Origin of the sequence: Janibacter sp. RAF52 (assembly GCF_052114035.1) — a bacterium.
Taxonomy (GTDB): Bacteria; Actinomycetota; Actinomycetes; order Actinomycetales; family Dermatophilaceae; genus Janibacter; species Janibacter hoylei.
This window is the reverse complement of sequence record NZ_JBFRDY010000006.1, coordinates 183,940-199,031: the sequence shown is the minus strand read 5'-3', so window position 1 is coordinate 199,031 and position 15,092 is coordinate 183,940. Positions and strand designations below refer to the sequence as shown.

General features: G+C 71.4%; 18 protein-coding genes. 16 read left to right on the top strand and 2 right to left on the bottom strand.

All coding sequences use genetic code 11. From position 1 onward, the window contains the following. Positions 1 to 21 precede the first annotated feature (21 nt). The 10 genes from AB4Y78_RS10300 (at position 22) to AB4Y78_RS10255 (ending at position 8,194) form a co-directional block, all read left to right on the top strand. Positions 22 to 1,248 (top strand): CpaF family protein, encoded by a 1,227-nt coding sequence (locus AB4Y78_RS10300; protein WP_259909523.1) that lies wholly within the window; start codon positions 22 to 24, stop codon positions 1,246 to 1,248. Next, positions 1,245 to 2,114 (top strand): type II secretion system F family protein, encoded by an 870-nt coding sequence (locus tag AB4Y78_RS10295; protein WP_441713449.1) that lies wholly within the window; start codon positions 1,245 to 1,247, stop codon positions 2,112 to 2,114. The genes AB4Y78_RS10300 and AB4Y78_RS10295 overlap by 4 nt, the downstream gene beginning before the upstream one ends. Further along, positions 2,111 to 3,064 (top strand): type II secretion system F family protein, encoded by a 954-nt coding sequence (locus tag AB4Y78_RS10290; protein WP_441713450.1) that lies wholly within the window; start codon positions 2,111 to 2,113, stop codon positions 3,062 to 3,064. Before AB4Y78_RS10295 ends, AB4Y78_RS10290 begins: the two co-directional genes overlap by 4 nt. Before the next feature lie 34 nt (positions 3,065 to 3,098). Further along, positions 3,099 to 3,323 (top strand): hypothetical protein, encoded by a 225-nt coding sequence (locus AB4Y78_RS10285; RefSeq protein WP_007928455.1) that lies wholly within the window; start codon positions 3,099 to 3,101, stop codon positions 3,321 to 3,323. Further along, on the top strand, positions 3,320 to 3,715 hold the full coding sequence (locus AB4Y78_RS10280) for a TadE/TadG family type IV pilus assembly protein (RefSeq protein WP_007928453.1): 396 nt from the start codon (positions 3,320 to 3,322) through the stop codon (positions 3,713 to 3,715). Before AB4Y78_RS10285 ends, AB4Y78_RS10280 begins: the two co-directional genes overlap by 4 nt. After that, on the top strand, positions 3,712 to 4,161 hold the full coding sequence (locus tag AB4Y78_RS10275) for a TadE/TadG family type IV pilus assembly protein (protein ID WP_007928452.1): 450 nt from the start codon (positions 3,712 to 3,714) through the stop codon (positions 4,159 to 4,161). The genes AB4Y78_RS10280 and AB4Y78_RS10275 overlap by 4 nt, the downstream gene beginning before the upstream one ends. Beyond that, complete coding sequence (locus AB4Y78_RS10270; RefSeq protein WP_007928451.1) at positions 4,158 to 4,634, top strand: pilus assembly protein TadG-related protein; 477 nt, start codon at positions 4,158 to 4,160, stop codon at positions 4,632 to 4,634. Before AB4Y78_RS10275 ends, AB4Y78_RS10270 begins: the two co-directional genes overlap by 4 nt. Positions 4,635 to 4,857: 223 nt before the next feature. Next, a complete protein-coding gene (locus tag AB4Y78_RS10265) occupies positions 4,858 to 6,297 on the top strand; it encodes an AI-2E family transporter (RefSeq protein ID WP_441713451.1) in 1,440 nt (479 codons plus the stop codon). 60 nt (positions 6,298 to 6,357) lie between these two features. After that, positions 6,358 to 7,470: a peptide chain release factor 2 gene (gene prfB, locus AB4Y78_RS10260; protein WP_259921276.1), complete on the top strand. Its 1,113-nt coding sequence runs from the start codon at positions 6,358 to 6,360 to the stop codon at positions 7,468 to 7,470. 403 nt (positions 7,471 to 7,873) lie between these two features. Further along, positions 7,874 to 8,194 (top strand): hypothetical protein, encoded by a 321-nt coding sequence (locus AB4Y78_RS10255; protein ID WP_441713452.1) that lies wholly within the window; start codon positions 7,874 to 7,876, stop codon positions 8,192 to 8,194. 58 nt (positions 8,195 to 8,252) lie between these two features. On the opposite strand, the gene AB4Y78_RS10250 is transcribed toward AB4Y78_RS10255, so the two are convergent. After that, a complete protein-coding gene (locus AB4Y78_RS10250; RefSeq protein WP_441713453.1) occupies positions 8,253 to 9,203 on the bottom strand; it encodes a hypothetical protein in 951 nt (316 codons plus the stop codon). A 2-nt stretch (positions 9,204 to 9,205) separates the two neighbouring features. Continuing rightward, positions 9,206 to 9,799 (bottom strand): hypothetical protein, encoded by a 594-nt coding sequence (locus AB4Y78_RS10245; protein ID WP_441737103.1) that lies wholly within the window; start codon positions 9,797 to 9,799, stop codon positions 9,206 to 9,208. A 171-nt stretch (positions 9,800 to 9,970) separates the two neighbouring features. Here AB4Y78_RS10245 and AB4Y78_RS10240 point away from each other — a divergent pair, with 171 nt between their 5' ends. The 6 genes from AB4Y78_RS10240 to AB4Y78_RS10215 are packed head-to-tail and all read left to right on the top strand — an operon-like array spanning position 9,971 to position 15,089. Next, positions 9,971 to 10,663, top strand: a complete 693-nt coding sequence (locus tag AB4Y78_RS10240) for an SAF domain-containing protein (protein WP_441713455.1) — start codon at positions 9,971 to 9,973, stop codon at positions 10,661 to 10,663. 3 nt (positions 10,664 to 10,666) lie between these two features. After that, positions 10,667 to 11,458 (top strand): hypothetical protein, encoded by a 792-nt coding sequence (locus AB4Y78_RS10235; RefSeq protein ID WP_259909620.1) that lies wholly within the window; start codon positions 10,667 to 10,669, stop codon positions 11,456 to 11,458. Then, on the top strand, positions 11,455 to 13,101 hold the full coding sequence (locus AB4Y78_RS10230) for an ATPase, T2SS/T4P/T4SS family (protein WP_282072751.1): 1,647 nt from the start codon (positions 11,455 to 11,457) through the stop codon (positions 13,099 to 13,101). Before AB4Y78_RS10235 ends, AB4Y78_RS10230 begins: the two co-directional genes overlap by 4 nt. Continuing rightward, positions 13,101 to 13,955, top strand: a complete 855-nt coding sequence (locus tag AB4Y78_RS10225; RefSeq protein ID WP_007928441.1) for a type II secretion system F family protein — start codon at positions 13,101 to 13,103, stop codon at positions 13,953 to 13,955. Before AB4Y78_RS10230 ends, AB4Y78_RS10225 begins: the two co-directional genes overlap by 1 nt. Then, the gene (locus AB4Y78_RS10220; RefSeq protein WP_441713456.1) at positions 13,952 to 14,842 is read left to right on the top strand and encodes a type II secretion system F family protein; all 891 of its coding nucleotides are present in this window, start codon (positions 13,952 to 13,954) and stop codon (positions 14,840 to 14,842) included. Before AB4Y78_RS10225 ends, AB4Y78_RS10220 begins: the two co-directional genes overlap by 4 nt. Positions 14,843 to 14,873: 31 nt before the next feature. After that, on the top strand, positions 14,874 to 15,089 hold the full coding sequence (locus AB4Y78_RS10215; RefSeq protein ID WP_441713457.1) for a hypothetical protein: 216 nt from the start codon (positions 14,874 to 14,876) through the stop codon (positions 15,087 to 15,089). Positions 15,090 to 15,092: the final 3 nt, after the last annotated feature.

Sequence of the window (15,092 nt, the reverse complement as noted above, 5' to 3'; positions counted from 1 at the left end):
ACCGCACGAGGGGGTCGTCCGATGGACGCCGTCGAGACCGTCGAGACCGAGGTCCGCGAGCTCATCCGACGCTCCGGTCTGGATCCGGTCCGCGAGACCGGGCAGGTCGCCGACCTCGTGCGCGCCGCCGTCGTCGACTACGACGAGCGCAGCACGCACGGTGGGCTGCCGCCGCTCGGCAACGTCGAGCGCGCGGTCAAGCTCGTGCTCGACACCGTCGCGGGTTTCGGCCCGCTGCAGCAGTACTTCGACGACCCGCTCGTCGAGGAGATCTGGATCAACGCGCCCAACCAGGTCTTCGTCGCGCGCAACGGCGTGCCCGAGCTGACGAGCACGGTGCTCACCGGCGACCAGGTGCGCGACCTCGTCGAGCGGATGCTCAAGTCGTCGGGTCGGCGGATCGACCTGTCGTCCCCCTTCGTCGACGCGATGCTGCCCGACGGGAGCCGGCTGCACGTCGTCATCCCCGACATCACCCGGGAGCACTGGGCGGTCAACGTCCGCAAGTTCGTCGTCAAGGCCGACCACCTCGACGACCTCGTGCGTCTGGGCACTCTGACCCGGGAGGCCGCGGTCTTCCTGCAGGCGGCGGTCGCGGCCGGTCTCAACATCCTCGTGGCCGGCGGCACGCAGGCCGGCAAGACGACCCTGCTCAACTGCCTGTCCGCGGCCATCCCGCCGCGGGAGCGGGTCATCACGTGCGAGGAGGTCTTCGAGCTGAAGATCCCCATGCGCGACGTCGTGTCGATGCAGTGCCGCCAGTCCAACCTCGAGGGCCTGGGCGAGGTGCCGCTGCGCCGCCTGGTCAAGGAGGCCCTGCGGATGCGGCCGTCGCGGATCATCGTCGGCGAGGTCCGCCAGGCCGAGAGCCTCGACCTGCTCATCGCGCTCAACTCCGGTCTGCCGGGCATGTGCACGATCCACGCCAACTCGGCCCGCGAGGCCGTGACGAAGATGTGCACGCTGCCCCTCCTCGCCGGTGAAAACGTCGGGTCGCGCTTCGTCGTCCCCACCGTCGCCGGGTCGATCGACCTCGTCGTCCACGCCGCCCTCGAGTCCGACGGGGTGCGCCGCGTGCGCGAGATCGTCGCGCTGCCGGGGCGGATCGAGAACGACGTCGTCGAGACGAGCGACATCTTCACCACCCGTGACGGGCGGCTCGTCCGGGCTGACGGCTACCCGCCCCACCGTGACCGCTTCGCCCGCGCCGGCTACGACGTGGCGGCGCTGCTCGGAGCCCGACCGTGACCGGCGTGCTCGTGGGTGCGCTCCTGGGCACCGGACTCTTCCTCGTCTGGTGGTCGATGTGGCCGGACGAGGGCGAAGGGAGGTCCCCCCGCCGCGAGTCCCGGCTCGTGCGCCGCCTGCGCGACGACCTGGCGCAGGCCGGGTACCGGGGGATCGGTCCCGGAGGGCTCCTCGGTGCGTGCGGCGTGGGCTTCGTGCTCACCCTCGTGACGATCACGGCGCTCACCGCGGTGCCGGCGATCGCGCTGTGCTTCGCGGTGATGGCCGGGTGGGTCCCGCTGGCCGTCGTGCGGATGCGGGCCCGTGCCCGCAGGGCCCACCTGAGGGACCTGTGGCCCGATGCGGTCGACAACGTGACTTCCGCCGTCCGTGCCGGCCTCGCGCTGCCCGAGGCGCTCGCGCAGCTGTCGGTGCGCGGCCCGGAGGAGCTGCGGCCTCCCTTCGCCGAGTTCGCCAGCGACTACCGCACGACGGGTCGCTTCAACGACTGCTTGGACCGGCTCAAGGAGCGGCTGGCCGACCCCGTCGGCGACCGGCTCGTCGAGTCGCTGCGGATCGCACGGGAGGTCGGCGGCTCCGACCTCGGCTCGCTGCTGCGCACGCTGTCGACCTTCCTGCGAGAGGACGCGCGCACCCGCAGCGAGCTCGAGACCCGCCAGTCGTGGACCGTCAACGCCGCGCGACTGGCCGTGGCCGCACCGTGGATCGTCCTCGCCCTGCTGTCGACTCGGCCCGAGTCCGTGCAGGCCTACAACACGACGACGGGGGTGCTCGTCCTCGCCGTCGGGGCCGCCGCGACCGTCATCGCCTACCGGGTCATGGTGCGCATCGGGCGCCTGCCCGAGGAGGAGCGGGTGCTGCGATGACCGACCTCCTCCACGACATCGGGCTGGCGCGCAGCGGTGCCGTCCTCGGTCTGCTGCTGGCCCTCGGCCTTGCCCTCGTGCACCAGGGCCTGCCGCGCCACCGTCGGGCGACCCTCGACGACCGGCTCGCTCCCTATCTGCGCGACACCCCGAAGCCCTCCCGGCTCCTCGAGACCGACGAGGTGTCGCTGCTCGCCGTCATCCCGACCGTCCTGCGCCCCCTCGTCACGGACCTGGCCCAGCGGGTCGAGTCCGTGCTCGGCGGGACGAGCTCGGTGCGTCGCCGACTGCTCCGAGCCGGGCGGGCACCGGACACGGACCGCTTCCGCGCCGAGCAGGTCGTCCACGGGTTCGGCGGGGCCGCCCTCGGCGCCGTCCTCGGCACCGCCTTCGTCACCGGCCAGGGCCGGTCACCGCTCTTCCTCGTCGCCCTCGTCGTCCTGGGCTTCGGCATCGGCGTCGTCGTGCGCGACACACTCCTCAGCCGAGAGGCCGACCGGCGCGAGGCCCGGATGCTCGCCGAGTTCCCCACGGTCGCCGAGCTGCTCGCGCTCGCGGTGGGCGCCGGTGAAGGGGCAGCCGGAGCCCTCGAGCGCGTGGTCCGGCTGTCCGACGGCGAGCTCTCCGACGAGCTCGGTCGCTGTCTCGCCGACGCCCGCGCGGGCGCCAGCCTGCCTGTGGCGCTCCAGGGCCTGGCCGACCGCACCGGCCTGACCTCGCTCGCGCGCTTCGTCGACGGGATCGTCGTCGCCGTCGAGCGCGGGACCCCGCTGGCCGAGGTCCTGCGCGCACAGGCACAGGACGTCCGCGAGGAGGGGCGCCGCCAGATCATGGAGGCCGGCGGCAAGAAGGAGATCGCCATGATGGTCCCGGTGGTCTTCGGTGTCCTCCCGGGGACGATCCTCTTCGCGATGTTCCCCGGCCTCGGCTTCTTCCAGTTCCAGATGTGACCAGACCGCACCACGCCACCAAGGAGATCCACTCATGAGCGACCCACTTATCAAGGCCCACGTCCGGCTCCACCAGGGGCTGCGCCGCGCAGCGGCCCGGCTCGACGACGAGACCGGTGACGTGCCCGGCTGGGTGCTCATCACCCTGATGACCGCCGCCCTCGTCACCGGCATCTGGGCCATCGCCGGGGACCAGCTGAAGACCATGTTCGAAAATGCGCTCAACGGGGTCACCGGCCCCGACCAGGTCCACGAGTGAGCGTCACCGAGCGTCTGGGCGACGACCGCGGTTCGGCGGTCGTCGACTTCACCCTGACCTCGGTGCTCCTGCTCTTCGTCTTCCTCGCCGTCTTCCAGCTCGGCCTGGCGCTCCACGTGCGCAACACCCTCGTCTCGTGCGCCGCCGAGGGTGCTCGCTACGGAGCCCGGGAGGGGTCCTCACCCGAGCAGGGCGCCGCTCGTGCCCGCGACCTCATCGGCAGTGCGCTGTCCGAGCGCTATGCCCGCGGGGTCACCGCCCGGGTCGACATGACGAGTGACGGGGTGGAGGTCGTCGTCGTCGATGTCGTCGCCCCGGTGCCCGTCGTCGGCCCCCTCGGCCCGGGGGAGGGTCTCGACGTCACCGGTCGAGCCTTCCTCGAGACCCAGTGACCCGCCCGGCCCTGCGCGACCGGCTGGCCGACGAGTCGGGGACGGCCGTCATCGAGTTCGTCTGGCTGGCGATCCTGCTCCTCGTGCCCCTCATGTACCTCGTGCTGTGTCTCGCCCGCCTCCAGGCTGGCTCCTACGCCGTCACCCAGGCGGCCCGCGAGTCCGCGCGCACCTTCGTCACCGCGACCGACGACGCCGCTGCGCAGTCGCGCTCGCGGGCGGCAGCCGACATCGCCTTCGAGGACCAGGGCTTCCCGGGATCGGGCGACCTCACCGTCGAGTGCAGCGGGTCGCCCTGCCTGACCCCGGGCGCGACCATCACGACCCGCGCGTCGGTGAGCGTCCCCCTGCCGCTCGTCCCCGCCGTCGTCGGCGACGTCGTGCCGCTGCAGATCCCCGTCTCCGCGACGCAGGTCGCGCCCGTGCCGACCTACGAGGTGCGATGAGCTCCCTTCGTCAGGTCCTGCGGGGCCGCTGCCGCGACGACAGCGGCCAGCTGAGCATCCTCGTCCTCGGGCTGACCGTCATCGCGATGACGCTGATCATCGGCGGGCTCGCGGTGACGTCGGTGCAGATCTCGCGGATGCGGCTGCTCGACGCAGCCGACTCCGCCGCACTGGGGGCGACCGACGACGGGGCCGAGCGGATCTACGACGACGGGATCACCACCGACCTGCCGCTCGACGACGAGATCGTCCGCAGGAGCGCGCAGGACCACCTCGACCAACGCCCTCGGCCGCACGGCATCGAGAGCTGGTCGGTCGCCTCCGGCACCGGCAGCCCGGACGGGCGCACGGCCGTCGTGCGGCTGGAAGGACAGGCGGACCTACCGCTCATCGGCGGGCTGCTCGAGGAGCTCGGCGGCTCGGTGAAGATCACCGTCGAGTCCCGGGCGCGGGCGGGGGTGGTTGGGGGTTGAAGCGGTAGCCCTGCCGGCAGCGCTCAGTCAGGCCTGCCAGCTTCCTGGACTACTGCTTCAACGCACAACCTTCAGCCCGGTCACGAGACCGGCGACGTCGACGAGGCCTATGTCGAGCTCGACGGCTGAGACCTGGTGAGGCCACCCGGCTCCCACGCCGGCCGGTGAGGTGACACCATGACGGCGCGGGGATCCCCGCACAGTCGTGCAGGAGGGACACGCAGTGGCGCAGGAGCAGGCTGGCCCGTCGGGGAGCAGGGTGGACGAGGCCGAAGGGTGTGACGCCCGCCCGACGCAGGACACCACCGCGGGTGGTGGCCTGCGCGCAATCCTCGCGGAGCGACGCGACCTCGCCGACGACGACCCGGCGCGACACTCCCTTCGTGAGCTGCTGCGGACGCGGGTGGCCGGTGGTCCCTCGGGGAGCGGTGCTGGACAGGCGGACTCGTCGGAGGTCGAGGGCGAGGATGTGCCGGAGGTCGTGCACCGCAGCAGCGGTGAGGTGCTGACCGCCGACGAGGCCGAGGACGATGCCGAGACCGTCCCGATCACCGAGGTGCGCACCCCCGACCGGGAGCACGAGCACGACGAGACGCGCATCCGCACCCGCATCTCGCTGCCGCCGACCCTCACCCTGCTGCTCGGGCTCGCCGCGGCCGTCATCGCCATCGCCGGGCTCAAGCAGGTCGCCGGCATCATCGCGCCGACCTTCCTCGCGGCGACGCTGATCATCGCGGTCTACCCGATCTACAAGGGGCTGCGCCGCTTCCTCGGCGGGATCATCGCCGGGCTGCTGCTCATCGTCATGCTCTACGGGATCCTCGCCGCGCTCGGGGCGTCCATCGGCATTGCCGCGAGCAAGTTCGCCAGCGAGCTGGCCAAGCCGGAGTACACGAGCACCTTCACCGGGCTCGTCTCCGACGGGCAGGACTTCCTCACCTCCAAGGGGGTCGAGGCCGAGGAGATCAACGACTTCATCGCCGACTTCGACCTGCGCAACCTCACCGGTCTGGCGACCTCCCTGGCCAACACGGTCACCGGGCTGACGACGACCATGCTCTTCCTGCTCACCGTGATGATCTTCCTCGTCATGGACGCCGGCGGCTTCGGCCGGCGCCTGACGGCCATCCACCAGCACAAGCCCGACGTCGCCGACGCCCTCGTCGACTTCGGCTACCGGGTGCGCAAGTACTGGATCGTCTCGACCGTCTTCGGCGTCATCGTCGCCGTCATCGACTACGCGGCCCTCATGTGGCTCGGGGTGCCGCTCGCGATGACCTTCGGGCTGCTGTCCTTCGTCACCAACTACATCCCCAACATCGGCTTCGTCCTCGGCCTCATCCCGCCGGCCTTCATCGCCCTGCTCTCCGGCGGCGTCTCGACGATGGTCTGGGTCATCGTCATCTACTGCGTGGCTAACTTCGTCATCCAGACCGTTCTCCAGCCGAAGTTCACCGGGGACGCCGTGGGCATCAACGCGACGACCGCCTTCCTGTCGCTGATGTTCTGGACCTACGTCTTCGGTGCTCTCGGCGCCCTGCTCGCCATCCCCTTCACGCTGCTCTTCAAGAGCCTGCTGATCGACCGTGACCCGGCCGCGCGATGGATCAACCAGTTCATCGCGAGCTCACCCGACGAGCGCAGGAGCGCCCAGCCCCTGTGACGCCACCGGCGGGCGCGGGGGTGGCATCACGCGCCGGCGCCTGCCGTAAGGTGATCTGCTGTGGCTGTCGACTTCGAGACCGAGATCAAGAACCTGCGCACGACCATGGGCTCGGTGCGTGAGGTGACCGACGTGCCCGCACTCGAGGCGCAGATCGCCGATCTCGAGCAGCAGGCAGCCGCTCCCGACCTGTGGGACGACCCGGACAAGGCGCAGGGCGTCACCTCCGCCCTCTCGCGGGCCAACGCCGAGCTCGAGCGGGTCCACAGCATGGACGCTCGCATCGACGACCTCGAGGCCCTCGTCGAGCTGGGCCAGGAGGAGGGTGACGCCGAGACCCTCACCGAGGCCGAGGTCGAGCTCGCCAAGATCACGACCGCCGTCGGTCAGCTCGAGGTCCGCACGCTGCTCTCCGGGGAGTACGACGAGCGCGAGGCCGTCGTGACGATCCGCGCCGGGGCCGGTGGCGTCGACGCCGCCGACTTCGCCGAGATGCTCATGCGGATGTACCTGCGCTGGGCCGAGCGCCACGGCTACCCGACCAAGGTCATGGACACCTCCTACGCCGAGGAGGCCGGCCTCAAGTCGGCCACCTTCGAGGTCAACGTCCCCTACGCCTACGGCAACCTCTCGGTCGAAGGGGGGACCCACCGCCTGGTACGGATCTCCCCCTTCGACAACCAGGGCCGGCGCCAGACCTCCTTCGCCGCGGTCGAGGTCATCCCGCTCATCGAGGGCACCGACTCCATCGAGATCCCGGACAACGAGCTGAAGATCGACGTCTTCCGTTCGTCGGGCCCCGGCGGCCAGTCGGTCAACACGACCGACTCCGCCGTGCGCATGACGCACATCCCGACGGGCATCGTCGTGTCGATGCAGAACGAGAAGTCGCAGATCCAGAACCGCGCCGCCGCGCTGCGCGTCATGCAGTCGCGACTGCTCCTGCAGAAGAAGGCCGAGGAGGCCGCCGAGCGCAAGGAGCTCGCCGGCGACGTCAAGGCCAGCTGGGGCGACCAGATGCGCTCCTACGTGCTCAACCCGTACCAGATGGTCAAGGACCTGCGCACCGAGCACGAGACCGGCAACCCGTCCGCCGTCTTCGACGGTGACATCGACGGCTTCATCGAGGCCGGCATCCGCTGGCGCATCGAGCAGGCCAAGTCCGAGGACTGAGCCGGTCCAGAGAGATGACGATCGAGCGCCTGACCTGTGACGGATGGGGCGCTGCGTCATGACGCTGCGTTTCCCGACGACGGGCACCTTTGCCCGGACGGCGTCCGGATGGTCACCGGCAGGGTCGAGGTCGTGCGCGTCGGTCGCTACCGCGGACTCGCCGTACGCCAGCTGAGCCTCCGGGACGGCTGGGCCACGGGGACATCGCTGAGCCGAGCGGAGGATGCCGGGTGGATCTGGGCTTGCACGGGAGCGCTCGATGGGGTGACCGCGACCAGCGCATCCCCGTCGAGGAGCTCGTGGACGTGCAGGAGGAGATCACTGTGGTGTACCGCCGACGCGAGGGGTCGCCGAAGGGGGCAGACGGGTGACGGTTTTTGGGGACATCGGAGGCTTCGTACGCTTGGGTGCGGTCTGGTTTCCGGGCGGCCGCCGTGGCGCGGAGTACGGGGGGCACTTCCTGATCCGCTTCAGCGAGCCATCCGAGTACGGCTCGTGGCAGGGCGTGGGAGAGGTCGAGTGGTCGTGGTCCCTGGTGCGGAGCAAGGGTTGGATCGCCCTGGAGCCGTGGGCGGTGGACGAGGCCGTGAGAGTGTCGCGCTGGGAACGGTATCGGGGCCTGCCCGTGATCCAGGTCGGTCCGGTCAAGGACAACACCCTCGCGGTCAGCCCCGAGAGCTACGACCCGCGAGCCGGCCGGGACGACGATCACGTCCACGGGTGAGGAACGCGGAAGGCCCCGACCGGCAGCTGCCGGTCGGGGCCTCGTCGCTGGTGTCGGGTCAGCCGCGGCGGCTGCCGACGGCCTGGTACTCGCCGACCGTCACGTTGCTCGTCGACGAGCGCGTGACCGTGGTCGACCCGGAGGCGTCCCCGGTGAAGGTCACGGCGTAGGTGATCGTCGCCGTCGCGGTGTAGCTGCCGGGGCGGGTGTAGCCCTTCGGCAGGCCGCAGTCGGGGCTGCTGGCCCAGCCCTTGCTCGTGTCGTAAGGAGTGCCGGCACCGGTGCACGTGACCGACTGGCCGTCGCCGAGCTTCCAGACGACCTTCGACGGCTTCGCCTGGATCCCGACGGTCAGCCCGCCTGCACTCGCGGTGGCGCTGTGGGTGCGCCACTGGTCGCCCTCGAGCCAGAACCACACCGGCGCGCCGACGGTGCCGGTGCACCCGGCGTCGGCGCAGGGTGCCGAGCCCATGTCGGGTGCGGGGAGGGAGAGCCGGGCCATGGCCATGGAGATGACCTGACCGATCGTCACGGCGGGTGTCTCGGGAGCGTCCGTCGCCTCCTCCTCGCCCTCGCACGGGGTGTAGGTGTAGGGCACGACGAGCAGACCGCACGGCGGGGTGCCCGTCGGCTGGTCGGAGCCGTCGTCGAGGCCACCGAAGAGCCCCGTGGGGCCGAAGCTCTCGGGGGAGCGACGACGCCACTCGGCCATCGCCTTCTCGGCGCTGTACTCCTCCCAGGTGCTCGGCAGCCGGTAGCCCGGGTCGGAGCCGCCGCCGCCGGCGACGGCGCCGTTAGAAGCGGCCGGCTGCTGGGCCTGCCCCGCCTGCTGCGCCTGCTCGGCGCGGTCGACCTCCTCGCGCTCCTGGGTCTCGGTCTGCGCCCACGCGCTGCACTGACCGTTGTCGTTGCAGCCGTTGCCGCCGCCGCTGCCCTCGGCGTTGGCCGGAGCCACGAAGGTCATGAGGAGCAGCGCCGCGCTGACGGCGCCGGTGGCGATCCTCGTCATGGTCACGATGATTCCCCCTGGAGGTCGCAGGACCTCTTGTACCCGACTTGGTTGGTGTCGACCTTCCACTCGGCCGTGGGGCCGCTGCGGGTCAGGCTGACGAGGTTGACCATCTCGGTGCCGTCCTTGATCGGGCGGCCGTTGTGGTCCGAGCGGATGTCCGTGCCCGCCTCGGCGGTCTGGTCGCCCCTGGTGAGCTTCTTCTTGGTGAGGTACTGCTGGTGGACCTCGTAGCAGTACTCGACGGTCGCCGTGGTGTTGGAGGTGACCTCGGCCTGGCTCGCGGTGAGCTCGTCCTTGCCCTCGACCGTGACGGCCGGGAAGCTCGCGGCGAAGTCGGCGCTGTCCGCATAGCTGTCGGCGGTCATGACGGCCTTGAGCTCCGCGCTGGGCTTGGTCGACGGGTTCTGCGCCTGCAGGGCCTGCCAGTAGGTGTCGAAGACGCCCTCGACGGCGGCCTGGTCGTCGTTGCCGGCGGACGTGGACGGGAGGTCGCTGGAGGAGGCTTCCGTCGGCTCGTCGTCACCGCAGGCGCTCAGCCCGGCGACGAGCGTCGCGGCGAGGGCCGTCGTGGCGAGGGTGCGAAGGGGGCGCACGTTGAGGTCTCCCGGAAGGTTGGCGTGGGGGCTCCGGCACAGGCCAGCACCCCCCACTTCATCACATCTGCGGAAGGTCCGCACGTCGACACCGTCCGTCCAACTCGCTTTCGACGCCATCCTTGGTTACCGTCAGCGCGTTGACCGACTGACTCAGGGGAAGCCACTTCGATGACCGCAGGACCCGGCACCGAGCTGTCGCCGCCCCCTCCGACCGGGCCGTCCGGGCCCCCGCAGGACGAGGTCGCTGCGGTCCGACCGAGGCGCGACCTGCGCCTGGTCCTGCTCGGTGTGGCGCTGGCCGTGGTCTGTGCCCTGCTCGCCGTCTGGGCGGTCAACCGGGCGGGGGAGGCTCGACAGGTCGTCGTCGTCAAGCAGGACATCCGCGCGGGCGACCGGGTGGAGGCCTCGGACCTCGGGACGACCCAGCTGCGGGGCGGTGACGAGGTCAGCACGGTGCGGGCACGTGATCTCAACTCGCTCGTCGGCAAGCGCGCCGTGCAGCCGATGGCTGCCGGCAGCCTCGTGACCCACGACGACTTCGCCCAGCGGATCACCCCTCGTGCGGGCGACGTCATCGTCCCGATCTCGGTCGTGAGTGGTCAGTACCCCGCGAGCGGTCTGCAGCGCGGTGACGTCGTGCGGGTCATCGTCACCGGTGGCGGGCAGACCATCGAGGGACTCGAGCCGGGAACGGCCTTCGACGGCGTCGTCCTGGCCATCGGTGAGGTCGACGACAAGGGCGCGATGACCGTCGACGTCTCCATCGCCTCGACCGACGCTCCCTCCGCCGCGGCGGCCTCCGGTACCGGTCGGATCAGCATCGTCAACGTCGCACCCGGCGGTAGCGGGCAGGACGGCTGATCCGTGGCGCTGCACGTGCTCACCTCCCTCAGCGGCTCGCCGGGCGTGACGTCGACCGCCCTGACCTGGGCCCAGGTCACGCCCCGTCCCACCCTGCTCGTCGAGCTCGACCCCGCGGGCGGCTCGCCGATGCTGTGCATCGGCTGGAGCGGCACCCACCCGCATAACCGCTCCGTCCTCGACCTGGCTGCCCACCCGGCCAACGAGTACGTCGAGCGGATCTGGGAGCTGGCGATCCCGCTCCCGCGCCGGGCCCGCCAGGCCTGGCTGCTGCCGACCGTCGGCACGGCGGCCCAGATGCGCTCGCTCCTCACCGTCTTCGGTCCCCTCGGGGAGGCCCTGGCGGCCATCAGTCGTGACGGGGGCGTCGACGTCCTCGTCGACCTCGGCCGACTCGGTGCCGCGGGCGCGGCCGTCCAGCTGTGGGCGCACGCCGACAGCGTGCTCGTCTTCACCGACAGCACCCTCTCGGCCCTCAACACCCTGGCCGTCGGCCTGCCCGCCGTGGCCGACGAGCTTGACCAGATCGGCGCGCGCTCCCGGCTGGCGGTCGTCCCCGTCGTCGGCGACGAGAAGGGGGCCTCGCACCGCCCCTACGGACCGCGCGAGATCAGCGGGGTCACCGACGGCGTCGCCGTGCTCCCGGGGGTCGTCCGCGACGCGAAGGCTGCCGGATCGCGCACCTGGGGCAAGCGGGCGCGCTACCCGCTGAGCGTGCGCCGCCTGATCTCGGCCGTCGACGACCACGCGCGCGCGGCCACCGACATGCTCCGCGTGGACGGGGTCGGCGCATGAGCCCGGCGCAGGGCCCTGAGCCCACCCAGCCGACCGACCTGCCGATCTTCGCCGAGCGCGGGTCTGCTCCGGGTGCCCGTTCGCTCGCAGGATCCGCCCCCTTCGCGCCGGCACAGAGCCCGCCGCCCCCGCCCGCCCACGGCGCCCCGAGTGCGGTCACGGTGCCGCGCACGCCCGTCATCGAGGCTCCCGAGTCGACCGCGCCGAGGTCGGTCGCCCGCGCCGCGGCCCAGCCGGTCGATGACCGACAGCACCAGATCCGCGACGCCCTCGAGCGGCTCAAGGCCGTCGACTGGGATGCCGTGCAGCACCTGCGCAGCCAGGTGAGCGCCGCCCTGACGCTCGTGTCGGCGGACACCGTGCTCGACGAGGCCCGCCACCGGACGACGGTCGACCGGCTCACCCAGCAGGCGATCGAGGACTGGTCGCAGGACCGCATCGCTCGTGGCGAGGGGGTCCCGCCGCTCGACATGAAGAACGCCCTGCGGGCGGCCGTCCTCGACTCGATGTTCGGCGCGGGCCGGCTCCAGCCGCTCCTCGACCTGCCGGGCATCGAAAACATCGAGATCGAGGGGCACGACGGTGTCACCCTCGAGTTCAGCGACGGCTCGCTCGAGGTCGGCCCCCCGGTCGCCGACAGCGATGCCGACCTCATCACCGAGATCCAGCACCTCGCGCGCACGTCGGCGACGGGGGAGCAGCAGTTCTCCATGGTGCGGCCGTGGTTGCGTCTGGCCCTGCCCGACGGCTCGCGCATGGCCGCCGAGGCCTGGCTGTCCCACCGGCCCTCGATCACCATCCGCAAGCACCCCTACATCGACACCGACCTCGGCGAGATGAAGCAGCTCGGGGCGATCGACGACTCGCTCCAGGCATTCCTGTCCGCGGCGATCCGCGCGGGCAAGAACGTCATCGTCTCCGGCGACGCCGGTGCCGGCAAGACCACGCTCGTGCGGGCACTGCTCAACGAGCTCGACCCGCAGGAGCGTCTCGCGACGATCGAGGCGCAGTACGAGCTGCTCATGCACCGTCTGCCGGAGCGCCACCACCGCGTCTGGGCCGCAGAGGCCCAGGGTGGCGGCGAGGTCGGTGTCGACGGACGCCCCGTCGGCGAGGTGACGCTGACCCGCCTCATCGAGCTCAGCCTGCAGAAGAACGTCAAGCGGATCGTCGTCGGCGAGGTCGTCGGCGAAGAGGTCATGGCGATGATGGAGGCCATGCAGGGTGGCCGAGGCTCCGTCTCGACCGTGCACGCCCACTCCGCGCTCGACACCATCGAGCGTCTGGTCACCCTCATCACCCGCGCCCGCGGCAATGTCGACACCTCCTTCGGCTACCGACTCGTCGCGCAGAACGTCGACCTCGTCGTCCACGTCGGGCTCGTCGACGAGTCGCACCTCGAGGGCGGCCGCAAGTGGCGGCACGTCGACGAGGTCGTCTCGCTCGAGGTCTCCCGGGACACCCACGTGGCCCACACCCGCATCTACGCCCCGGACGAGTACGGCCGCGCCTGCCCGACCGGCCAGCTCCCGGCCTGGATCAGCGACATCGAGCGGCACGGCTTCGACGCGGGGTGGCTCGACCCCTCCGCCGCGACCTGGGGCGCCCCGCCCGACCTGCTCGTCCGTCACCGGGGTTCGTGATGACCGGACTCGCGATCATGGCTGCCGTGGGTCTGGCCCTGGGCCTGACCCTCGTGGTCGCCGGCCTGACCCGACCGCCTGCGGCGGCCTCCCGGCCGCGGCGTCGGCGGGCGCAGAGCTCCTCCTTCAGCCCCGTCGACCGGCGCAACTTCCTCATCGGGCTGCTCATCGGGCTCGTCCTGGCCCTCTTCGGGTGGGTCATCGCCCTCGTGCTCGTCCCGATCTTCGCCGTGGCGATGCCCTGGCTCATGCGGGTCGACCGGGGGACGACGCCCGAGCAGCTCGAGGCCATCGAGGAGTGGGTGCGCTCGCTCTCGAGCGTCATCGGTGCCGGTCAGGGCATCAGTGGCGCGATCATCGCGACCCGCGCGTCGTGCCCCGACGAGATCCGCCCCCAGATCGACATGCTCATCAGCCGGATCCACGCGCGTCGCCCCCTCACCGACGCCCTGTACGCCTTCGCCGACGACGTCGACAACCAGGTCGGTGACTTCGTGGCGACCGCCCTCATCCAGGCGACCCAGCACGAGGGTGCCGGTCTGCGCGAGGCACTCGCCGGCATCGCGGCCGACGTGTCCGAGGAGGTGCGTGCCCGCCGTGACATCGAGGCCTCGCGGGCCGGCGCGCGCACCCAGGCGCGCCTCATCACGATCATCGTCGTCGGGGTGCTCGCCCTCTTCGTCTTCGTCACCCCCGTGGGTGCCCAGTACCGGTCGACCAACGGGCAGGCGAGCCTGCTCGTCCTGTCGCTCCTCTTCCTCGGCGCGCTCTACTGGCTCAAGCGGGTGGCCACGGTCAAGCCCCTCGCGCGCTTCCTCGTGCGACCGGCCCGGACGACGGAGTCGGCCTCATGAGCCCGCTCGTCCTCGCCATGGCGCTGGCCGCCGTCGCCGGCATCGGCATCACCCTCGTCATCGCCGGGCTGCGACCCTCGAGCCCCGACCTCGAGGCCGCCGTCACCCGGATGCGCCCGGAGACGCTGCTCACCCGACGGCCCGTCGACCACGACCCCGCGGACCGGACCCGCACCGAGCGGATCGGGGCCTGGGCACGGCGACGCACCGACCGGCACAGCTTCCTCCAGGCGCCGCTCGAGGACCTCGAGCTGCTCCAGATCCCTGTCGAGGAGCACTACGGCAAGAAGGTCATCGCCGCAGGCGGGGCACTGCTCGCCTGCACCTTCGTCCCGATGCTCCTCGGCATCGGCTTCGTGCTCCCCTTCGGCATCGGGCTCGCCTTCGGCGCCTTCGCCTGGTTCGTCCCCGACCTCGCCGTGCGCGACAAGGCCAAGGTGAGTCGTGAGGACTTCGCCTATGCCGCCGTCTCGTACCTGCGGCTCGTCGCCATCGCTCGTCGCGCCGGACTCGGGCTCGTCGCCTCGCTCGACTCCGCGGCGCACAAGTCGGACTCGTGGATGTTCCTGCGCATCCGCGAGGAGCTGCGTCTGGCCCGCTGGTCCGGAGAGACCTCGTGGGACGCCCTCGAGCGGCTCGCGGGCCGTACCCGCGTCCCGGAGCTGAAGGAGGTCGCCGACATCATCCGACTGGCCAACGACTCGGGCGCGAGCGTCAGTGACAACCTGCTCGCCCGAGCCGCCTCGATGCGCGACCGGCTCCTCACCCGCGAGCAGACCGCAGCCAACGCCGCCACGAGCTCGATGGGCATCCCGCTCGCCGCGCTGGCCGTCCTCTTCCTCATCGCCATGCTCGTCCCCGCCGCCATGCAGCTCAGTCCGGGCTGACCGTCCGTCACCACCCACCAGGAGAGAAACCATGATCCGCTTCTTCGTCGTCGTCGCCATGCTGTGCATGGCCCCCGTCCGCCGTCTCGACCAGCTCGCCGAGCAGCGCGGTCAGGACCGCGAGGCTGGCCTGACCACCCTCGAGTACGTCGTCCTCGGCGCCCTCGTCCTCGCCGTCGTCGTGACGGTCGCCGCCGTCATCACCGGCAACCTCGAGGACTGGGCCGACCAGATCCCCACGCCCTGACCC